This is a genomic window from Halobacillus halophilus DSM 2266 (assembly GCF_000284515.1).
In the GTDB taxonomy this organism is placed as follows: Bacteria; Bacillota; Bacilli; order Bacillales; family Halobacillaceae; genus Halobacillus; species Halobacillus halophilus.
Window position 1 is genome coordinate 2,452,537 of sequence record NC_017668.1, and the last position, 20,342, is coordinate 2,472,878.

Annotated in this window: 19 protein-coding genes, 3 pseudogenes and 2 riboswitches; of the genes and pseudogenes, 4 read left to right on the forward strand and 18 right to left on the reverse strand. The window is 40.0% G+C overall.

What is annotated here, in order from left to right:
* Position 1 precedes the first annotated feature (1 nt).
* The 9 genes and pseudogenes from spoIIIAE to HBHAL_RS12140 all read right to left on the reverse strand — a co-directional run bounded on the left by spoIIIAE (position 2) and on the right by HBHAL_RS12140 (position 6,048).
* Complete coding sequence (gene spoIIIAE / locus HBHAL_RS12100; RefSeq protein ID WP_014643718.1) at positions 2-1,165, reverse strand: stage III sporulation protein AE; 1,164 nt, start codon at positions 1,163-1,165, stop codon at positions 2-4.
* A gap of 16 nt (positions 1,166-1,181) precedes the next feature.
* Positions 1,182-1,580 carry a stage III sporulation protein AD gene (gene spoIIIAD / locus HBHAL_RS12105; RefSeq protein WP_014643719.1) on the reverse strand — a complete coding sequence of 133 codons (399 nt, stop codon included), beginning with the start codon at positions 1,578-1,580 and terminating at the stop codon, positions 1,182-1,184.
* Between the two features lie 6 nt (positions 1,581-1,586).
* Complete coding sequence (spoIIIAC, locus tag HBHAL_RS12110; protein ID WP_014643720.1) at positions 1,587-1,793, reverse strand: stage III sporulation protein AC; 207 nt, start codon at positions 1,791-1,793, stop codon at positions 1,587-1,589.
* A 16-nt stretch (positions 1,794-1,809) separates the two neighbouring features.
* A complete protein-coding gene (spoIIIAB, locus tag HBHAL_RS12115; RefSeq protein ID WP_014643721.1) occupies positions 1,810-2,319 on the reverse strand; it encodes a stage III sporulation protein SpoIIIAB in 510 nt (169 codons plus the stop codon).
* Positions 2,264-3,241 (reverse strand): stage III sporulation protein AA, encoded by a 978-nt coding sequence (gene spoIIIAA / locus HBHAL_RS12120; RefSeq protein WP_014643722.1) that lies wholly within the window; start codon positions 3,239-3,241, stop codon positions 2,264-2,266. Before spoIIIAA ends, spoIIIAB begins: the two co-directional genes overlap by 56 nt.
* Positions 3,242-3,387: 146 nt before the next feature.
* On the reverse strand, positions 3,388-3,945 hold the full coding sequence (efp, locus tag HBHAL_RS12125; RefSeq protein WP_014643723.1) for an elongation factor P: 558 nt from the start codon (positions 3,943-3,945) through the stop codon (positions 3,388-3,390).
* A 23-nt stretch (positions 3,946-3,968) separates the two neighbouring features.
* Positions 3,969-5,029 (reverse strand): annotated as a pseudogene (locus HBHAL_RS12130) (M24 family metallopeptidase).
* Positions 5,026-5,490, reverse strand: coding sequence for a type II 3-dehydroquinate dehydratase (gene aroQ / locus HBHAL_RS12135; RefSeq protein WP_014643726.1), 465 nt, complete (start codon positions 5,488-5,490; stop codon positions 5,026-5,028). Before aroQ ends, HBHAL_RS12130 begins: the two are co-directional and overlap by 4 nt.
* Before the next feature lie 66 nt (positions 5,491-5,556).
* A complete protein-coding gene (locus HBHAL_RS12140) occupies positions 5,557-6,048 on the reverse strand; it encodes a YqhR family membrane protein (protein WP_014643727.1) in 492 nt (163 codons plus the stop codon).
* A 426-nt stretch (positions 6,049-6,474) separates the two neighbouring features.
* Between HBHAL_RS12140 and HBHAL_RS12145 the strand changes: the two genes are divergently transcribed.
* Complete coding sequence (locus HBHAL_RS12145; protein ID WP_014643728.1) at positions 6,475-6,873, forward strand: SA1362 family protein; 399 nt, start codon at positions 6,475-6,477, stop codon at positions 6,871-6,873.
* Between the two features lie 12 nt (positions 6,874-6,885).
* On the opposite strand, the gene HBHAL_RS12150 is transcribed toward HBHAL_RS12145, so the two are convergent.
* The 4 genes and pseudogenes from HBHAL_RS12150 to HBHAL_RS12165 form a co-directional block, all read right to left on the reverse strand.
* On the reverse strand, positions 6,886-7,773 hold the full coding sequence (locus tag HBHAL_RS12150; protein ID WP_014643729.1) for a patatin-like phospholipase family protein: 888 nt from the start codon (positions 7,771-7,773) through the stop codon (positions 6,886-6,888).
* A 93-nt stretch (positions 7,774-7,866) separates the two neighbouring features.
* Complete coding sequence (gene mntR, locus HBHAL_RS12155) at positions 7,867-8,298, reverse strand: transcriptional regulator MntR (protein WP_014643730.1); 432 nt, start codon at positions 8,296-8,298, stop codon at positions 7,867-7,869.
* Positions 8,299-8,447: 149 nt separating this feature from the next.
* Positions 8,448-9,575 (reverse strand): annotated as a pseudogene (locus tag HBHAL_RS12160) (vitamin B12-dependent ribonucleotide reductase); the annotation flags it as partial.
* Positions 9,576-9,824: 249 nt separating this feature from the next.
* Positions 9,825-11,270: pseudogene (locus tag HBHAL_RS12165) on the reverse strand (vitamin B12-dependent ribonucleotide reductase); the annotation flags it as partial.
* A 371-nt stretch (positions 11,271-11,641) separates the two neighbouring features.
* On the opposite strand from HBHAL_RS12165, the gene HBHAL_RS12170 reads away from it, so the two are divergent.
* Positions 11,642-12,028: a rhodanese-like domain-containing protein gene (locus tag HBHAL_RS12170; RefSeq protein ID WP_014643733.1), complete on the forward strand. Its 387-nt coding sequence runs from the start codon at positions 11,642-11,644 to the stop codon at positions 12,026-12,028.
* 272 nt (positions 12,029-12,300) lie between these two features.
* On the opposite strand, the gene gcvPB is transcribed toward HBHAL_RS12170, so the two are convergent.
* The 3 genes from gcvPB to gcvT are packed head-to-tail and all read right to left on the reverse strand — an operon-like array spanning position 12,301 to position 16,234.
* The gene (gene gcvPB / locus HBHAL_RS12175; RefSeq protein ID WP_014643734.1) at positions 12,301-13,770 is read right to left on the reverse strand and encodes an aminomethyl-transferring glycine dehydrogenase subunit GcvPB; all 1,470 of its coding nucleotides are present in this window, start codon (positions 13,768-13,770) and stop codon (positions 12,301-12,303) included.
* Entirely contained in the window at positions 13,763-15,112 is a 1,350-nt protein-coding gene (gene gcvPA / locus HBHAL_RS12180) for an aminomethyl-transferring glycine dehydrogenase subunit GcvPA (RefSeq protein ID WP_014643735.1), read from the reverse strand. The genes gcvPB and gcvPA overlap by 8 nt, the downstream gene beginning before the upstream one ends.
* A 21-nt stretch (positions 15,113-15,133) precedes the next feature.
* Positions 15,134-16,234, reverse strand: a complete 1,101-nt coding sequence (gene gcvT, locus HBHAL_RS12185) for a glycine cleavage system aminomethyltransferase GcvT (RefSeq protein WP_014643736.1) — start codon at positions 16,232-16,234, stop codon at positions 15,134-15,136.
* A 67-nt stretch (positions 16,235-16,301) separates the two neighbouring features.
* Positions 16,302-16,399: riboswitch (glycine riboswitch) on the reverse strand.
* A 3-nt stretch (positions 16,400-16,402) separates the two neighbouring features.
* Positions 16,403-16,489, reverse strand: a riboswitch (glycine riboswitch).
* Positions 16,490-16,663: 174 nt separating this feature from the next.
* Here gcvT and HBHAL_RS12190 point away from each other — a divergent pair.
* Complete coding sequence (locus tag HBHAL_RS12190) at positions 16,664-18,307, forward strand: DEAD/DEAH box helicase (protein WP_014643737.1); 1,644 nt, start codon at positions 16,664-16,666, stop codon at positions 18,305-18,307.
* Positions 18,304-19,116, forward strand: a complete 813-nt coding sequence (locus HBHAL_RS12195) for a YqhG family protein (RefSeq protein WP_014643738.1) — start codon at positions 18,304-18,306, stop codon at positions 19,114-19,116. Before HBHAL_RS12190 ends, HBHAL_RS12195 begins: the two co-directional genes overlap by 4 nt.
* A gap of 33 nt (positions 19,117-19,149) precedes the next feature.
* Here HBHAL_RS12195 and HBHAL_RS12200 read toward each other — a convergent pair whose 3' ends face one another.
* Together HBHAL_RS12200 and HBHAL_RS12205 are read right to left on the reverse strand one after the other, a co-directional pair.
* Positions 19,150-19,335, reverse strand: a complete 186-nt coding sequence (locus HBHAL_RS12200) for a YqzE family protein (RefSeq protein ID WP_014643739.1) — start codon at positions 19,333-19,335, stop codon at positions 19,150-19,152.
* 47 nt (positions 19,336-19,382) lie between these two features.
* Complete coding sequence (locus HBHAL_RS12205) at positions 19,383-19,868, reverse strand: shikimate kinase (RefSeq protein ID WP_014643740.1); 486 nt, start codon at positions 19,866-19,868, stop codon at positions 19,383-19,385.
* Positions 19,869-20,342: the final 474 nt, after the last annotated feature.

The following is a 20,342-nucleotide window of genomic DNA, read 5'->3' on the forward strand; positions in this document are numbered from 1 at the left end:
CTCATCTAACCATCATGGTTATGTTACTGGCTGCCACCATAATGACGATAACTAGAAAAAACATCATGGAAACCATTAACAATGCAGCAAATACATACATGATATGTCTGCTCACTACATCCATAGCTCGTATGATAGGGCCATCTCCTAGCGGCTGCAATAAAGCGGCAGCCATTTTATAAATGATGGCAATAGCAAATACTTTAAGTGCGGGGAACACGGCAATGCCGAGCAGAATGACTACTCCTGCAATCCCCAGAGTATTCTTCAAAACGAGAGAGGCACCTAATATGGTGTCCGTGGCATCCGTAAACAAACGGCCCACGACCGGCACAAAATTTCCTGTTACAAATCTTGCCGTTTTCATCGTCACGCCATCTTGAACAGCTGTGACCGTCCCTTGAACGGATATAACTCCTAGAAAAATAGTTAAAAATATCCCCATGACTGCTAAGCCTGTTTTCCTTAGCAGCTCTGCAAGCTGATCAACTTTATAAGTCTCATTGAGCGACCCAACAATCAAAAGCAAAGCAGAAGATGTGAATAAAGGAATTAAAAGGAATTTAACTAGAAGACCACTGGACTGAACGAGAGCCACTATAATGGGATGAAAAAAAGAAATGGACATTAAATGACTAAATGATGCCATAATCCCCAGCAAAAGTGGAAGTAGTCCGATCATAAAGCTGCTCATTCTGTCGATTGCCTCTAGCGTGTAATCAATCACCTGCCTAAAACTTTCCAGAGCCAGTGTAAGCAAAACGAGATAAACAACTAGATAAGCGATTTTACTAATTACTGGATTTTCAAATGAATTCTGAACCGATTGGAGTAAAGTACTGAATAGAGTTAAAAACAATAAAGAGGCCAGCAATTTACCATTCAGCATCAACTCCTGAAAGAAGAATTGAAGGATCCCTGTGAACCAGTCCGATGTCTTCAGCGATCCCTCGTTTTGTATATATTCACGGAAGTTTTTCATATTGAAGGAGGGCATGTAATCTCCATAATCCTGGTCGAGCTCCTCCCAGCTTTTCTCAAGCTCTTCTGTAGAAATATAATCTAACATGGCAGGAGGTGTATCGGGATTTTGGGAAGCTGAAGAGATCAAGGGAAAACAAACGATGCCTAGGAGTAAACAGACTATGAAAGATAAACGTTTCATTTCCTACCTCGCTATCTTATCCTAAGTATCCAGGAATAAAGTTTAGGATGGTCTCTATTACTGCAGTGACGATAGGAATCGCAAGCATTAATATGAATAATTTCCCTGCCAGTTCAACTTTAGAAGCTAATGAATTTAACCCAGCATCCCGGATTAATTGAGCCCCAAATTCTGCAATATAAGCGATTCCTATAATTTTTAAGATGGTTTTGAAGTAAAAGGGTTCAACCTGAGCTTGTTCAGCCATATAGGATAGAAGCGCAAATATATGTTTGACCTGATCCAGAATGGATAAAAAGATAATGATGACGGTAAACAAAAGGAGTAGAAAAGCGGCCGAGGATTTATGCTCTTTTAATAAGATAATTAATAAGGCCGCTACTAGTCCTAAAGATACAATTTGTATAATATCCATAATTTCCTACCCTTGGTAAAGAAAAACTGATTTAATTTCTTGAAATAAATCAGCGAGCCGGTACAAAACGATGAACAGGACTATGATGAATCCTGTGAGCGTGACCGCCTGCGCAATCTCCTCTTTTCCCATTTGCTTTAGAATACTGTGTATCATCGCAACAATAATCCCTACACCGGCAATTTGAAAAAGTATCGTGGCATCTTGAAGCACAATGGCTCTTCCCCCTTTAAATAATTAATATAATGACAAGCAGGCCACTTAGAACACCCATTCCACGAGCCATCCTCTGGTACTGATCGACTCCATCCAATGCTTCCTGTAATTCTCGATCTAAGTGATGGAGTGCCAATTGGATTTGTTTCTGCTGCTGTTCCAGATCATGCTGGCCTAAGGTACGCCCAAACTGAAGTAAAATCTCCCATTCACTTTTCCCCATCGCATTCGAAGACCAATGCTTTTTCAAACGGGATTCCCATAAAGAAGCAAAATCCGAACAAGGTTCTTGATCCTGGTTAATCTTTTCAAAAAACTGAGAGGTTGGCGGCGGTAAGTGCCTGGCTAAATTCTCACATACTTCCCATAAGGAGGACTGTCCGTAAACCATTTCTGCTTCAATCATTTGCAAAGCATTTTTCCACTGCCGGATATGTCCCGGTCTTTGCTTAAACCGGGCTGCGATATCAAAGCCGGCTAGTGTTGTTACAGTTAGGATGAGTACGGCCCCAATCCACTCCATGCAATTCCCTTCCCTTCCAATGAGCTATGGGCAGTCCACACTCGTCTAAAACGGTGATAGACCCAGCATTATTGGGGCTTAACCGTTCCAGAACAAGATATCGCTCAAACACTCCTTCTTCTATTAATTCTCTAGCTGAGGGCCTTTTCTGAACGTTTGTTATACTCGTTCCATGAATGCTGCATATTACTTCCACTCCAGTAAAAGTCGCTTCCCTAATCGCATTCGCATCAGCTACCCCGCCAATTTCATCGACGATCAATACTTCTGGAGACATGGAACGTATCATCATCATCATACCTTCTGCTTTAGGACAGGCGTCCATAACATCTGTACGTTCTCCTACATCTAGTTGGGGGACCCCACGAAGACTTGCGGCTATTTCAGACCGCTCGTCCACAATGGCCACTTTACTTGCTCGATGATCCTGGTGACCTGAACCGATTCTCTGAGCCAACTCCCTTAATAAAGTGGTCTTACCTGAATGTGGGGGGCCTATAATCAAAGTACTTGTCCATCTGCCATTCTGATATAAATAAGGGATGAGCTGATTAATCTGGCCTGTAGTATTCTTGGCCACACGAATATTCATAAAAGCAATATGTTTTAGTGTCTCAACCTGATGGTTTACCGTATTAGCCTTTCCAGCTAGCCCTACACGGTGACCTCCTTGAATCGTTATAAAGCCCTCTTTTAATTCATCTTTAAATCGGTAGAGGGAAAACTGACTGATCTGATTTAATACGTAGGATAAATCAATCGACGTAACAAGTGGCCCTTCTACCACTTCATTTTTCCTAGCATCAAGAACCTCAATTTTCTGATTGATTCGTAAGCGAATTTCTTGAATTGTCTTCCAATTCACTTTCCTTTTTAAGAGGATTTGGAAGTGATCGGGAAACAACCTGATAATCTCCTCCATCCTGTTCTGCTCCTTTAATTGGTTTACTTCATATGTATGTTCTATCTCATCTCTTATGACAGTTTAAGAGATATAAAATAGATTTTCTCTATTAAAAAAAGCTCATCCCAATGAAGGGATGAGCTATAAAAGAGCCTCTCTATTTGTTATGCACGTGAAACGTATTTTCCATCTGTTGTACTGATCAACAGATTCTCACCTTCATTAATAAAGAAAGGTACCTGCACGGTCAAACCTGTCTCCAGGGTTGCAGATTTGGTACCGCCGCTTGCGGTATCCCCTTTAATTCCTGGTTCCGTTTCCACTACTTTTAATTCAACGTTTTTAGGAAGCTCTACACCAATGGTCTCTGCCTGATAAGACTGGATTTGCACCTCCATATTTTCTTTCAGATAGTTCAACTGGTTTTCAAGCACGGATGACGGAATTTCTACTTGTTCAAACGTTTCCATATCCATAAATGCATGCATATCTCCATTGGCATATAGATATTGCATTTTACGATTTTCAATATGAGCACGTTCCACCTTTTCGCCGCCACGGAACGTTTTTTCCTGAATATTTCCGTTTCTCAAATTACGTAACTTTGTTCGTACAAATGCAGCCCCTTTTCCTGGCTTCACATGCTGAAAATCCATTACTGACCAGATATCTCCGTCCACTTCTATGGTGAGACCTGTTCTAAAATCATTAACTGAAATCATATTTTTTCCTCCTTCTATATCCTCTACAATGAAATAAGTTCTTTAGTAGATGTGCTCAAACGGTTGTTACCGGCGCTTGTAATGACCGTATCATCTTCGATCCGGCAGCCCCCGACATTGGGTACGTATATTCCAGGCTCAACGGTTACGACCATTCCCTCTTCAAGCACCATGTCGGAACGGAACGAAAGACCAGGTCCTTCATGGACATCTAAACCAATTCCATGTCCAGTTGAATGGCCAAAGTATTCTCCGTAGCCTTTTTCTTTAATATAATCACGCGTTAGGGCATCTGCTTCCTTACCTGTTATCCCGGACTTAAGCCCCTCCATGCCTTTCAACTGTGCCTGCAGAACAACATCATAGATTTCACGCAGTTCCTCACTAATTTCACCAACAGCTACCGTACGGGTAATATCAGAACAATATCCTTTATATAAAGCTCCAAAATCCAAAGTAACCAGCTCTCCAGACTGAATTTCTTTTTCAGATGCTACACCGTGCGGTAAAGCAGAACGGTAGCCTGAAGCAACAATAATATCAAAACTGGAAGAGGTAGCTCCCTGCTTTCTCATAAAGAATTCCAATTCATTTGAAATATCAATTTCCCTGACACCTGGTTTAATATAGTTTTGTATATGTTCAAAGGCATCATCAGCAATTTTAGCAGCAGCTTGTAAAATACTAATCTCATCATCTGTCTTTATTAAGCGTAACTTTTCGACGATACCTGAGGTGGAACAAGGTTTGCTTTTAATTCTTTGCGATACTGTTCATAGACACTATATGTAACGTGGTCTTTCTCAAAGCCAATCCGCTCAAGCCCTAAACGTTCCACTTGATTGGCGACTTCTTTCACCATAGGATTCTTATGTTCTACGACCTCGAAATCAGATGCTTGTTCGTTAGCTTGTGCGATATATCGAAAGTCGGTAATAAGTAAGGCTTCCCCACTTGTGACAAGCAGCACCCCTGAGGAACCGGTAAACCCTGATACATATCGTCTGTTTTTTGGGCTCATAATCAGTATACCATCCAGTTCATCACTCATAACGGATTTTCGCAGATTTTCTAATTTACTCATCTTTCATGTCTCCCTTCTGATTCTATCTGTTTAATTATAGCTAATGCAGCCAGCCGGTAACCATCTATACCAAAGCCTACAATCTGGCCCTGGGACACGGGAGCAAGCATGGATTGATGACGGAAGGATTCTCGCGCATGAATATTAGAAATGTGTACTTCTACAACTGGCAGGGAGATAGCGCTAACCGCATCTCTTAATGCAATACTGGTATGAGTATAAGCAGCTGGGTTCATAATAACACCCGCTGCCTGTACGTCAGCCTTATGCAGTTGGTCTACAAGATCCCCTTCATGGTTCGATTGGAATTCCTCTACTTCATATCCATACTCCCAGGCAGTATCTTTAACGAGTTTTACAACATCAGCCAAAGAAGCGTTACCATAAGTGCCCGGCTCTCTTTTGCCAAGCATATTTAAATTTGGCCCATTAATTAAGAATAGGCGTTTTACTGCCATCATTCCATCCCACCATTTACGAAATTGTCATACTTTTTTAGTTTATCATACTACTCCTTCTTTTGAGTATTAATTTGCTGACTCGTTAAACTCCTTATATTCAAAGGAAATAGAGAAACCTATGAATAATCCATAAAGAAGAAATAAACAGCCTGTTGTAACCCATGTATCACTGGATAATTCCATAAACGCAGGTATGGCTGGAAATAAAGGGGTAAGGATAACAAAAATAACGGCCCACAAAACCAAACCAAAAATCAGTCCTGGCCAGATGCCATTTTTCTTTTTTAAAAACATATAATAGAGCAGAGCGCTTATAAGAGACAATACTCCAACTATAATAACAGCCAGTACTTCAGCAAGCCAAGTTCCTGTCCATTCCGTCTGCCAATAGGAGCGAAATAGGAAGGAAGCAGCAGAAACTTCACTAAAGTGAAAATAATAAGCAAGCGCTGCTAAACCACTCCATAATACCCCTGAAGCGAAACCAATGATTAAAGTTTTGGTAAGAACACTTTGCTGGGGCTCCTGTTGATTTTGTTCTTTTGGTTTATCTGACATTGTCATCACCTCTATCCATTATCTTTAACCATCTGCGAATTTTTCATGCTCTTTCGACATAATAAAGGCTAGAGATGCGAAGAAAAATAAGGTAAAATATAAGTAAGAAAGAATATAAATCAGGTGTTTATTCAGCCATTAACTCTGGGAACAGCATAAGCACTTTTAAAAAAACCCACCATTGAATCTTAACTTCACATTTCTACTAAAATAACTTCTACACAAACGAACCATAGTCTTGAATAATTCCAGCTGAACAGGAAATAATCTTTAATAGAACTATTTACACTTTACTATCCCATCATAGTTGGAAACCTATAATGTTGGTCCAATATATGATTTTGGGATATATATATTTTTATAAGTGGTATATATAATGTTAAAAGATCTTTAGTCGATCATTTTGAGAAGGGGGGAATAACAATCATGCGCAACTGGATGACTCCTATCATATACACCTTGGTGGCTTTAGCCGTTTTCTTTGTAGGCTATCAATTATTGACTGACACTAGCAGCTTTCTTAGCTCAATTGGCATGATGATCGTTATTGCAGCAATCGTCTATGGGGCTATTTACTTTTTCTTCCTGCGCAACCGTGGAATCAGCGTAGGAAAAAGCAGCAATGAAATGAAGAAATATAAGCAAGCTGTTAAACAATCTAAACAAAAATATAAGCAAGCCGCTCCTGTAGTGAAAAAAAGCCAGGCTGTTAGATCAGCTAAACCTACAACCATTCATAAAAAAAGTAAACGGCGAGGAAGCGGCCCGCAACTTAGAGTAATTGAAGGTAATAAAAACAAAGATAAAAATCGAGCCTCTTTTTAATTGGCTCGATTTTTATTTTGTCCACCTCTTCAAAAACTCTGCAGCGTGGACCCTTCCAATCTTCATCAAATCTTCTTTTTCCTGGTTACTCAGATGAAAATCCGTTGTATCATATCCCTGGACTGATATAAAAATAATATCCTTACTTTTAGAATGAGAGATGTAACGGGCATCATGAGCCTGCTGCATCGTTTTAAAAAGCGCATGAAACATTTGAATAGCATTGCGGATTTTCTGTGCTGGGAGCTGGCTAGGCGGGTCGCTTAATTTCAAGCCTATTATCGGACGTTTCCGCCGTCCTTCTTTCCCCTCCCAAATCCATATAGGAAAATTACTTAAAACTCCACCGTCTACAATTAAGGATTTACCGTTCTTTCCATGAATCTTTATGGGTATAAAAAAATAAGGGAGTCCTGAACTCATCCGCACAGCCTTGGCTACTGAAAAAGTTGCGGGATCAATTCCATAGACTCTTTTCAAGTCATCAGGTATCACAATAATACGACCTATACTTAGATCTGAACATACTATTTTTAATGATCCTGAGGGGAGATCCGCAAACGTTCGCACCCCTTTTTCTTCGAGCCATTTTTCAATCGTACACTCAAGGCGATTCCCCTTATACAAACCCATGCGAAAGTATAGTAGTAACCATTTGGAATAAGGAAATAAACGCTCCGCAGTGGGGAGATCAACAAGAGATTCAAAGGAAAGACTCTTCAATTTTTCTTTCAATTCCTCAGAGGTATAGCCAGCTGCTGTCATACTTGCAAGAATTGAACCTGCTGAAGTGCCGGCAAGCCTGCTAAAATGATAACCTTGTTCTTCAAGTTCCTCAAGAGCACCTATAAACGCTAATGCTTTCATACCTCCACCTGAGAATACTCCATCAACCTTCATAAAATTTCACCCCGCTTTTACCCCTTATGAAATCTTATGAGCTGTTTAGAAGATGAATAACAAAAAGACGCAGAAATCTGCGCCTTGGTAAGGTTATTCTTGATTTTGCTCTTCGTTCTTCTGCTGCACTTCTCTAAGAGAGTCTACTCGTGCGGGTTTCTCATCAAAGTACTGGACAAGATCTCCTATTCGATCAATAGAATTCCAACTTAGATGATGTTCAATTCCCTCTACATCTTCATAAATGTTTTCTTTATCTACTCCTATTATTTCCAGAAACTGTTCTAACAACTCATGACGGTAAACCAGTCGTTTCCCGACTTTTTTTCCTTTAGGAGTTAAAATGAGACCACGGTATTTTTCGTAATTCAAATATTGGTCCCGGTCCAACTTTTGAACCATTTTGGTCACAGAAGATGGATGTACCTGGAGATTTTCAGCAATATCAGATACTCGTGCATATCCTTTATCTTCTATAAGCATATAAATTTGTTCAATATAATCTTCCATGCTTGGTGTTGGCATGATAAACCCCCAATACAGGCTGTCTTTATGTAGGTGTTTCATGAAAATGATACACTAGTTTGCCTGTTGTGACAAGCGAGCATAATTCCTAAAAAAGTAATACCGGACTCAATGTGAGTCCGGTATATAATCTTTTTACTAATTAGATTCTACAAACCACATTTCAATTGTGCATTACAATTCGTACAAGTATTACAGCCGCCAATATCTTCAACAGTTCCTTTTCGGCAGACTGGACAAGTATCGCCTACTTCAGATCCTATGGTCACATTCGTCTTATCTAACTCATGTACGGTATCCATTAGAACAACACGAGGTTTTCTTTCTTCTTCAAATTCAAACTCGGTCTGTTCCCCGTCGAATTCATTTTCCTCTGCTTTTAAGGTTAGGACTTGACTATCACGGCTTCCATCAACATATACGGTACCGCCTTTCGCTCCTCCACGGTACAATCGTTGATAAACCTTTTCCACCTGATCAACCGAATAGCCTCTCGGAGCATTAACGGTCTTGGAAATAGAACTGTCAACCCAGCGCTGGATAATACATTGGGTGTCTGCATGCGCTTCAGGAGACATTGTCATAGCCGTTACAAACCATTCAGGCAAATGATCAGGGTCCTGGTCAGGGTGCTGCTCTAGATACTCATTCACAATATCTGCTTTTACTTCAATAAATTTACCCAAACGTCCACTGCGATAATAAGAGAAAGAGAAGTAAGGTTCAAGTCCCGTACTAACGCCCACCATTGTACCCGTACTTCCGGTAGGTGCTACTGTCAATAAGTGAGAATTTCGAATTCCGTACTTCATTACCCCTTCGCGAATATCTTCAGGCATATCTTTCATGTAACCAGTGTTAATAAAAGCTTCTCGCAATTTATTGGTTTCCTCTTCACTCGTTCCTTGAAGGAAAGGAAAGCTGCCTTTTTCTTTGGCCAATTCAATTGAGGTGCGATAGGCAGTGGTCGCAATTACTCCAAAAATTTCATCTACTAATTTGTTTCCTTCTTCGGAGCCATATTCGGTTTCACAATAAATTAGTAAATCGTGGAGCCCCATAACACCAAGTCCTACCCGACGCTCTCCAAGGGCTTGTACTTTATTTTCTTCCAAGAAATAAGGAGTGGCATCAATAACATTGTCCTGCATCCGAACGCCGGTTTGAACGGTTTGTTTAAGTTGCTCATAGTTTACTTTCTTCTCTGTTTTATCAGCAACAGAGGCCAAATTAACCGCTGCCAGGTTACATACAGAGAATGGAGCTAGTGGCTGTTCCAAGGTTGTTATCCTTCCGGCTTTTTATCCAGAAGTTCTTACAGTTTTTCTTTCCTGCAAGTTCAGCATACATTTTCATCACACAACTCGTGTAATGTTGCGGTCTCGTGGGTGGATTATATTCTCACAATGAGGTTCACCACCTATGCGTTGCCCCTGACTGGAGTATTTAATTCCAGCCTTCGGTTCGGATCAGCATTTCAGCCTTCCCGCTTTATCCCGCAATGTTTTACATGAGGCAAACTATTCACCACATGGGTTTGTAGCTACAACTTTTTGTCCGTAAGCAGAAGCATTTGTTTTTTCATTGGCGTTATCAATAAAGAAAATTCCAGGTTCTGCTGAATAAGTTGCACATATATTAATTAAATTCCAGAGCTCTGAAGCTTTAACGGTGCGGTAATTCCTTATACCGAAACCTCTTTCTTCCCACTCTCTTACATCTCCGCTGCTTTGCCATTCTTCATTATAGATTTTCATTTCCTCTTTGGTGTAGTTTTCTACATCAGGAAAACGCAAATGGTATTCAGTATCCTCTTCTACAGCATCCATAAATTCCTTAGTTATACATACTGAAATATTGGCTCCAGTGAGGAATTCTGGGTTGTGTACTGTATACGTACCGCCAATATAAAGTTTCTCCTCGGCTTCCTGAATAGCCTTTTCCGTAAATCCACCTGAACCAGGCATATGCTTGTAATTTACAACACTTTGAAAAAGGTCTTTCTCTGTTTCCGTTAAAGGTGTGAACTTGAGTTTGTCTTTAGCCAGTTGTTTAATTTGTTCATCTTCCGTATTTTGAATAAGGAAACGTAATATTCTAGGATTTTGCATTTTAGAAATAATGAACTCAATGATGTCCGGATGCCAGTCGGCAAGCATAATCATTTGTGCTCCCCGCCTTGAGCCACCCTGCTCCACCAGGTGAGTCAGCTTAGCAATATCATCAAGCCATGATACAGAACCAGAGGATTTCCCATTAACTCCACGAGCTAGTGTATTTCTTGGCCTTAGAGTAGAACCATTTGTCCCTACTCCGCCACCGCGTGACATAATTTCCATCACTTGTTTACGATGATCGGATATACCTTCTCTGGAATCTTGAATATAAGGCATAACGTAGCAATTGAAATAGGTTACATCAGTATTAGAACCTGCTCCATATAATACACGGCCTGCTGGGATGAAGTTCAAATTTGAGAGTTCGTTATAAAAGTTATCAAAGCTTTTTTGCTTTTGAACGGGATCCGTTTCTACCTCCGACAATCCTGTAGCATTGCGAAGAGCAATTTGCTCATAATACACTTCCAGCGGCTTATCAATGGTATCCAGGTTTCGGGTTATTAAGCCTGTCTCTCTTTCATTTTCATGATCAAGAACGCTTACGAATTCATCCTCTACTTTCACTACTGCCTCGTGTTTTTCCCAATCAATTGACTGAATGAAACCAAAGCCTCGAGCAGGAAATTTCGGATCATCTTTCACCGTAAGCACCACAAAATCGTTCTCTGCTAACGTAAGTTTTTCGGTATCTTTAAATGCATACCTATCAAGCATAACCAGTCTTGAAACGCCCTTGTGAGTAATCTTCATATCTGCTGTTATTTCATGTACTTGAGAAAACTGTCGAATATCTGCATTTAACCGATCTACATTAACCTTGGCATAGGTATCATTGGAGGTGGTGGTTTGCATTATGAATCTCTCCCTTGAATGATAAAATAAGTTTTTTCATTTTGTATGTATATGTAACATACCACATTTACAAAAACTTAATCAATATATTGTGTTCCTAAATTGAATTTTTTCAATATATAGTGTTATTGAACGAATGTGTTGAATTTTGTCAATCTACTAATCGTACGCAGAAAGCAGTGTAAGCTAGATTTCAAAAGTAAGAAGCTGTTTTTTAGGGATTTTTCACTTAATTCATTATTTGCATAGGTACACCATAAAAAAAACGATTATACCAACTTTGAAATTCTAACATACAATAAACTTTTTTTGAAAAGCTAACGATTCCCTCCTATAATAGATAGAGGAAAAGAGAAATGGGGGGACATACTATGGAACTTTGGATCTTGATCGGAGCTGTCATTGCTCTTATAGCATTTGGCTTATATAGATACTTCAAATCCAAAAAAATAATGAGTACGTTAACAGAAGAAGAGTTCAGACAAGGCTACCGTAAAGCTCAGCTTATTGATGTTCGTGAACCAAAAGAATTTGAAGGCGGTCATATACTGGGAGCACGAAATATCCCATTGTCGCAAATGAAAAACCGCCTTATCGAAATTCGGAAAGACAAACCTGTCTATTTGTATTGCCAGAGTGGAGCTAGATCAACCCGGGCTGCCATGCTGCTGAACAAAAAAGATTATAAAGATCTTAATGTTCTGCAAGGCGGTTTTAAAAAATGGGGAGGAAAAATTAAAACTAAAAAGTCAAAATAAAAATAAGACCTGAAAGCCAGGGTTACAACCCGGCTTTCAGGTCTTATTTTTTTGAGCTTTATTCAATCACTTTATTAACTTAGAGTGAAACTCTCTCGTTCGGAATACGTGTATGGAAAATTAAGGATCAATTGGTATAGGAGAACCCGGGGAAATATTACTTTTCTGCGTCCCTGAACGATGCAGAGTCACGGGCTTCTGCTATACCATTACCCAATTTATTGGTATGTCTAAATAGTTAAATTCATCTATTCAAATGACTCCGGCATTTGTTACTCAGTTTCGCCCTTCTTATAACTTAAGACTGGTTTACGAGCCGCCTGTGTTTCATCCATACGACTGACTATAGTACTATGAGGAGCTTCCTGTACAATTTCAGGATTGTCTTTCGCTTCATTGGAGATTTGGATCATAGCCTCTACGAAAGCATCCAGCGTTTCTTTCGACTCAGTTTCTGTGGGTTCTATCATTAATGCTTCTTCTACATTTATTGGGAAGTAAATAGTTGGCGGATGGTAGCCAAAGTCCAGCAGACGCTTAGCTATATCCAGCGTACGTACGCCCATTTTCTTCTGGCGTTTCCCAGATAAGATAAACTCATGCTTGCAATGTCGATCAAATGGAAGCTCATATTGCTCTTGCAATCGTCTCATCATATAATTTGCATTGATTACAGCATATTCACTTACTTTTTTCAGACCTTCAGGTCCCATCGTTCGTATATACGTGTAAGCACGTACGTTAATTCCGAAATTACCATAATAAGGTTTCACTCGACCAATCGATTTAGGACGATCATAATCGAATTGATACTGATTATTTACTTTTGTCAATATAGGCTTTGGAAGATATGGTTCCAGTTCTGCTGACACTCCAACGGGGCCAGATCCAGGCCCGCCTCCTCCATGAGGACCGGTAAATGTTTTATGAAGATTCAGGTGAACCACATCAAATCCCATATCCCCTGGACGTGCATAACCTAAAATAGCGTTTAGGTTTGCTCCGTCATAATACAACTTTCCACCAGCCTCATGAACCACAGCTGCCATTTCTTCAATATCTTCCTCAAAAAGCCCTAATGTATTTGGGTTCGTCAGCATGAGCGCTGCTGTTTGTTCATCTACGACTCTCCGGAGATCTTCGAGGTCTACCAATCCTCGCTCGTCGGACTTGACAGTCACAGCTTCAAAGCCGGCCACTGTCGCCGAAGCAGGATTTGTACCATGAGCAGAGTCTGGTACGATAACTTTCGTTCGACCGTAGTCTCCATTTGCTTCATGATAAGCGCGAATCATCATTAACCCCGTCCATTCACCATGCGCCCCTGCAGCAGGCTGAAGCGTAACCGTATCCATACCCGTTATGGATACAAGTGATTGCTGCAAGTCGTACAACAAATGAAGCGCACCCTGGACAGTTTCTGATGCCTGATACGGATGGATGTGACTGAATCCAGTTAAACGAGCTACATCTTCGTTCATTTTAGGATTATATTTCATCGTGCAGGATCCAAGTGGATAAAAACCGGAGTCAACTCCATGATTTCTCTTGGAAAGGGCCGTGTAGTGCCGCATAATTTGAAGCTCACTTACTTCCGGAAGGTCAGCTGCCTTATTTCTTACAAAAGAGGAGCCGATCATGTCTTCTGCATCCATTTCAGGCACATCAAGGTCTGGAAGACTAAAACCTGTTCTGCTCTCTTGGCTCAATTCAAAAATTAAAGGAAAGTCCTGATCAGCCATGAATATCCCCCACTTCTTTTACAAATTGATCAATCTCTTCTTTCGTCCTTATTTCAGTTACGGCTACCAGCATATGATTTTGTAAACTGTTATCCATCTGGGAAAGATCATAACCGCCGATTATTCCTTTTTGAAGCAGAATCTGGTTAACTTCCTTAATATCACGATCCAGTTTTACCACAAGTTCATTAAAGAAAGCTCCATCAAATACGACATCGATGTTGTTTGATTGTAATTGTTTTTTCATATAAGCGGCTTTCTGGATATTCATCCATGACATTTTCCTAAGACCTTGTTTCCCTAGAGAGGACATGGCAACGGAAGATGCTAACGCATTAAGCGCTTGATTGGAACAAATATTGGAAGTCGCTTTATCACGGCGTATATGCTGCTCACGAGCTTGAAGAGTAAGTACAAACCCACGACGCCCGTCCTCGTCTACTGTTTGCCCCACTAGCCGACCCGGCACTTTCCTCATTAATTTCTTGGTGGTAGCAAAATACCCACAATGTGGACCGCCATACTGGGCAGGAATTCCAAATACTTGAGCATCGCCAGTTACAATATCCGCTCCAAATTCACCAGGCGGTGTTAAATAACCTAAGGCCAGTGGGTTACTTGAAGTAATCATCATCGTTTTTTTCTGAGTATCTACTATTTTTCTAACTTCATCAAGAGGTTCGATCTGACCAAAGAAATTTGGATATTGAAGGACTACACTCGCCGTATTATCGTCTAATTCGGATTCTAATTGGATCAAGTCTGTCTTTCCGTGCTTATGATCGATTTCTACAACTTCAACCCCTGGACCCTTTACATAAGAATGAATAACAGCAAGTGATTCAGGATGGACGGCCTTAGAAACGAGGACTTTCTTTCGTTTTGTCTGACCGGCTGAAAGATTTACGGCTTCCGCAAGCGCCGTGCCTCCATCATACATAGAGGAGTTAGCCACATCCATTCCTGTCAATTCACAGATCATAGTCTGAAACTCAAAGATGGCCTGTAATTCGCCCTGGGAAATTTCCGGCTGGTATGGTGTATAGGCTGTGTAAAATTCAGAGCGGGATATTACATGATCTACGATCGAAGGAATGTAATGATCGTAAACGCCTGCTCCCAGAAATGAAGTGTGCGACTTCAAAGTTACATTTTCCTGGGCCATCTTCGTAAGTTCATTCATTAATTGAAATTCATTTTTTGGTTCCTTTAGATCCAAGTTCCCTTTAAATCTGATATTTTCTGGAATATCTGAGAATAGTTCTTCAGATTTCTGAACACCAATTCGGTTAAGCATATCTTGCTTATCTTGTTCAGTCATTGGCAGATATCGAAATTCCATACGTACTTCCCCCTCAAAACTTTATCTTTTGTAAAATGGTGTAGGAACCACTTTTGCCTGAAGACGTTTTTTTCTTACCTGAACGGTTACTTCTGTGCCCATCTCCGTGTAATTACAATCTAGTAGTGCGAGCCCTACATTTTTACCAAGCGTGGGAGACTGCGTTCCGGTCGTAACAAATCCAATTGGCTTTTCTCCATCAAAAACTTCATAGTGGGTACGAGGAATTCCTTTATCGATCATCTCTATACCAACGAGCTTGCGGGAAGGACCTTCTTCTTTTTGCTTCTTCAGAACCTGTTTACCAATAAACTCATCTTCCTTCTTTGTTTTGACAGCAAAACCCAGTCCAGCTTCAATTGGGCTGATCTCAGCACTAAGCTCCTGACCGTAAAGGGCTAAGTTAGCTTCAAATCTGAGTGTATCTCTTGCTCCGAGTCCTACAGGGCGAATTCCATGCTTATCACCTGCTTCAAGCAGAACCTGCCATAGATCTGGTCCGGAAGCAGCAGGTAGATAGATCTCAAAACCATCTTCTCCCGTATAACCTGTTCGGGAGACAATAGCACCATCTTTCACATTATCGATAGAAACATCTGCTATAAAACGGAAAAACTTTATTTCTGAAACATCGGTTTTTGTTATGGATTGTAAGATTTCTACAGCTTTTGGACCTTGGAGTGCTAATTGAACGTATTCATCAGATAGATCTTTGATGGAAACACCATTTTCCTGGTGTTTTTCGAGCCACTCCACATCTTTCTCGCGGTTAGCAGCATTAATAACTAGCAGGTATTTATCTGTTTCTAATTGGTAAACAATAAGATCGTCTACAGTACCGCCATTTTCATAGCACATTATTGTGTACTGAGCCTTCCCGGGTTCAAGTTTAGAAACATCATTTGTGAGCATTTTTTGTAAAAAAGAGAGACTTCCATCCCCTTCTACCAGCACTTCACCCATATGGGAAACGTCGAATAACCCTGCTTTGGTTCTTGTTGCCTCATGTTCCCCTTTTATACTTGAAAACTGTACAGGCAGATCCCATCCCCCAAAATCAACTGTTTTTGCTCCCAGTTTCTTATACTCGGCATACAAAGGTGTTCGTTTTAACTCAGCCATACAACCGCTCCTTTACCTTCTAATTTCATCCATAAAAAAGAGACTCCACCGTTTTTCGATTAGGAGTCTCTGTCCATTCACCAGAAAGTTTGATAATTCTTCTTCTATTTAAAGAAGAACCATTTGCTTCTTGGGTGGTTTACTGTTAGTAAACGCTCTCCAGAGCTGCGTCCTACAGAGGTCTGTTTGCCTGAGAGATTCACAGCATGCTTGCTCCTTCGGCGCTACGTAAGTAGACTCTCCCCCTGCAGTCATTCGCTTCATATTCGTATTTTCTTAGATTCTATTGGACATACTATTTAAAAACGTAAGGCTTCACTTATTCATTCGACATCATTATATCACAGCGTCATCACAATTTGACATTGAATTTGTAGAATCATTCTTAATTTTTAATAATCTTTTTAGAATAGATGGAGGCTCACAACTATGGCTGAAATTCATCCTGATCATACATTTATTCCTACTTTACGTGATAACTTGAACAATCCAAATCATCTCTCCACCTGGGAAGGATTCAAACTTGCTTACCAGGCTGCAAAGATTAATACAGTTCCTAATTTCGATGGACTCCTTGCTTTGGAACACCTACCACATGTGCAATTTCTGGATCACCAGGTTGAGGCAGCTGAAAGAGTCATTCATCAAATGAATGGAAGAGCCATTCTGGCTGATGAAGTAGGACTGGGAAAGACGCTGGAAGCTGGTTTGATTTTAAAAGAATACATGATTCGAGGCATTGCTCGTAAGATCTTAATCCTTACACCCGCTTCACTGGTGAATCAGTGGGTTCAAGAACTTAACGAAAAATTCTACATTCAAGCTGCTTCCCCTAGAAAAAAGCAAGCAGCCTGGTCAGACTGGGACGTGACAGTCACCTCTATTGATATGGCTAAAAGAGAAGCTCACCGTCAGGAAATTTTGTCTATTCCATATGATTTCATTATCATCGATGAAGCACATAAATTAAAAAACCATCAAACCAAAAACTATCAGTTTGTACAAGAACTTAAAAAAACGTACTGTCTTCTGCTTACAGCAACACCTATACAAAACAAGCTCAGTGATTTATTTAATCTTGTCTCGATTTTAAAGCCTGGATACCTTGGAAATTTGACAGATTTTAAGAAAAAATACCGCTATGAAGCAAATAAACAAGGGAATATTGAACACATTCATTCACTTGTTGGAAAAATGATGATCAGAAACCGTCGAAAAGATACAGGACTTGATGACTCTAAACGTATAGTAGTAAATGAGCGGCTGAAATTTACCGAGGAAGAACAAAATATGTACCAGGAATTAGAACTTTTAAAATCAGATCATCCTTCATTTACTTGGCTGACGTTAGCTAAAGAATTGTGCTCCTCAAGAGAAGCGTGTTATATGTCGCTAAATCAGATGAGACAGCAGTCAAATGAGAAGGAAATGACTGTTTATTCAAAATTTATTGAGCAGCTTCAGCAACTTCCACACCACGTTAAAGCGAAGAGAATGATAGAACTGATCAGTGAGACAAACGAAAAATTTATTGTATTTACCGAATATAGGGCCACTCAATTTTATTTGCAATGGTACCTCCAAAAACATGGAATCTCTTCAGTACCTTTCAGCGGAAAGTTTAATAAGAGTAAACGTGATTGGATGAAGCAATTGTTTAAAAATCAAGCTCAAGTCCTGATCGCGACGGAAGCTGGCGGAGAAGGAATTAACCTTCAATTCTGTCATCACATGATTAATTATGACCTTCCCTGGAATCCTATGAGGCTGGAGCAGCGAATAGGCAGGATCCACCGTTTTGGTCAGGAACATGATGTGAAAATTTATAATTTCGCAATTGAAAATACCATTGAAGACCACATTATGAAGATGCTTTATGAAAAGATCGAGATGTTTAAAAATGCGGTAGGCGACCTTGACCATATCTTAGAACACATCCCCGGAGGTTCATTCGATAAACAAATTCAGACAATACTTGATCAATCTGAAAGCAAAGGCGAGATCGATATTAAACTGAACAATTTAGTCAGTTATGTTGAACATTCGATTAGCGAGAGGAGAGAAACAAGTTGACTTTGAACCCTTATTTTGATTTCGTCCATCAGTTTTTCACCTCTTACGGCTGCGCTATCCTGGAAAAAAGTGAATCTCATTTGAGAGTTCAATTAACGAGCAGCATGGATGAAGAAATAATGAATCGTCCTTTCTATTGGCATTACATGACAAAAATGAATCGACCAGGAGACCCTATGCAGTTACTCTTCACAAACACAAGCCACTCCAAAGAAGGCGGAATTTACCTGCATGCAGGTACTCCGAAACTTCATACAATTTATGGAGCAGCCATCAAAAAAGGAAAAACCGCTCGCCTTTATGAAGCTGTAGAGCAACCGCTCCAAAATCGTGCTCTTTGTCCGTGGCTTGTCGTAAATATCCACCTCCATTACAGAGGCAAGCAAAGTAAAGATGAAACTTTGTCCCTGGGTCTTAATTTAGTACATGGAACTCTTCTGCCTAATATGATGGAGAGACTGTGGAAGATGGAATTTGAACCAACTGTATCAGACTATACCTTCCCTATGACTCCTCTAATTAATTTGGAGAACGCTTATAAACGTATTGAACGATATGTGGAAGGGTATGTGTCTTCGATCAGCCACGATTGGGCTACACGATCATTAAAGCACTTGCAAGAAGAAAAAGATCTTTTAGAATCCTTTTATTCATCAGAAGATATTGGGCTAGAACAATTCACCAAAGAACAGGAGCAAATTGATACAAGGTACAGCCCGAGAATTTTAATGGAGGCCCTGAATGGAGGCTTATTTTATATTTCTCAAAAGTCAAACTCCTATGTGATCAAAAATTTAGCCGCTGACTAAAAGTCAGCGGCTAAATTATCGGAAATGACACTTTCAATATTCCGTCGTTTTATGCTTTTTTTTAATCATCCTAAGAGCAAGAGGGATGATACCAAACCAATAAAAAGCGCTTTTCTTTGATGGCTTTGCTGCCTTTCTCTGCTTCTTTTCCTGTTTACTCATTTGCATATATTTAACCATTTCTTCCGTGAGAAACTTTACATAATCATTCCGGTCCATAATATCCCCTCTTTACTTGTGTCTTTAGGAATAGTATGGCCGAATCTCTACTTTTTTAGACGAGCCATTATTTCATTAACAATTTCTTCAGGGCTTTTATTATCTACATCAATAATCTGATGAGCCAATGATTCGTATATAGGCTGGCGCACAGCGAATATAGCCTGCTTTTCAGTTAAGTCCCCTTTCCATAAAGGACGATCCTGATCATTCTGCAATCTGGATACAATCGTGTTCCAAGAGGCCCTCAAAAACACTACCGTTCCAGTGGATAGATAGTCCTGATTTTCTTCTTTTAAAATCACTCCTCCGCCAGTGGATACAACACTTTCCTCGTTAATACTTTTGAGAAGATGAGTTTCGCATTTACGGAAGTACGTTTCACCAAATTGAGCAAACATATCTGAAATAGGCATTTTCTCTTTCTCTTCTATTGCTTTATCCATTTCTATGTAAGGCAAGTTAAGTTCATCGCTTAGTTTTCCAGCTATAGTTGACTTTCCACTGCCCATAAAACCAATTAAGTAAATCATATTAACCTCCATTCTTATTTTATCTTTAGGCTTTGTTAAACTTAAGTGTTGATTTTAAGGTTAAACTCCCGTTACTGTAAGACGCAGTTTCGAGATAGTTGGGGTCCGTTACTCTATGTGGAAGAGGTCTGGTGGGGAAATAACTCGTCTTGTTCCATCATCCAGACACGTGGCATAATAAGCCTCTTATGGAAAATCAACAAAAAACTTTAACAGAGCCTATCTTGAAAATATAGTCATCATTAAATCTTATTAAAATAGCAACTAACGTATTCAGCAGGCAAAGCCTCTGGCTATCCAAATTTCCATCTTTAATGGCGTAAGAGGAAACGGGGTGAAAAAACTGGTTATCCAGGACGTCTATAATACGTGTGTACGTGAATGCTCCTCCTGCCCTCAAAAACAGAGTGTCGAATTAAATAAGAATATCCAAACGGACGTTTCCTTGATTATACATCTCTTGGGGGGATATAA

Coding starts and splice junctions, on each gene's coding strand:
- spoIIIAE (WP_014643718.1), bottom strand. CDS start 1,165: ATGAAACGTTTATCTTTCATAGTCTGTTTACTCCTAGGCATCGTTTGT.
- spoIIIAD (WP_014643719.1), bottom strand. CDS start 1,580: ATGGATATTATACAAATTGTATCTTTAGGACTAGTAGCGGCCTTATTA.
- spoIIIAB (WP_014643721.1), bottom strand. CDS start 2,319: ATGGAGTGGATTGGGGCCGTACTCATCCTAACTGTAACAACACTAGCC.
- spoIIIAA (WP_014643722.1), bottom strand. CDS start 3,241: ATGGAGGAGATTATCAGGTTGTTTCCCGATCACTTCCAAATCCTCTTA.
- efp (WP_014643723.1), bottom strand. CDS start 3,945: ATGATTTCAGTTAATGATTTTAGAACAGGTCTCACCATAGAAGTGGAC.
- aroQ (WP_014643726.1), bottom strand. CDS start 5,490: ATGATGGCAGTAAAACGCCTATTCTTAATTAATGGGCCAAATTTAAAT.
- HBHAL_RS12140 (WP_014643727.1), bottom strand. CDS start 6,048: ATGTCAGATAAACCAAAAGAACAAAATCAACAGGAGCCCCAGCAAAGT.
- HBHAL_RS12145 (WP_014643728.1), top strand. CDS start 6,475: ATGCGCAACTGGATGACTCCTATCATATACACCTTGGTGGCTTTAGCC.
- HBHAL_RS12150 (WP_014643729.1), bottom strand. CDS start 7,773: ATGAAGGTTGATGGAGTATTCTCAGGTGGAGGTATGAAAGCATTAGCG.
- mntR (WP_014643730.1), bottom strand. CDS start 8,298: ATGCCAACACCAAGCATGGAAGATTATATTGAACAAATTTATATGCTT.
- HBHAL_RS12170 (WP_014643733.1), top strand. CDS start 11,642: ATGGAACTTTGGATCTTGATCGGAGCTGTCATTGCTCTTATAGCATTT.
- gcvPB (WP_014643734.1), bottom strand. CDS start 13,770: ATGGCTGATCAGGACTTTCCTTTAATTTTTGAATTGAGCCAAGAGAGC.
- gcvPA (WP_014643735.1), bottom strand. CDS start 15,112: ATGGAATTTCGATATCTGCCAATGACTGAACAAGATAAGCAAGATATG.
- gcvT (WP_014643736.1), bottom strand. CDS start 16,234: ATGGCTGAGTTAAAACGAACACCTTTGTATGCCGAGTATAAGAAACTG.
- HBHAL_RS12190 (WP_014643737.1), top strand. CDS start 16,664: ATGGCTGAAATTCATCCTGATCATACATTTATTCCTACTTTACGTGAT.
- HBHAL_RS12200 (WP_014643739.1), bottom strand. CDS start 19,335: ATGGACCGGAATGATTATGTAAAGTTTCTCACGGAAGAAATGGTTAAA.
- HBHAL_RS12205 (WP_014643740.1), bottom strand. CDS start 19,868: ATGATTTACTTAATTGGTTTTATGGGCAGTGGAAAGTCAACTATAGCT.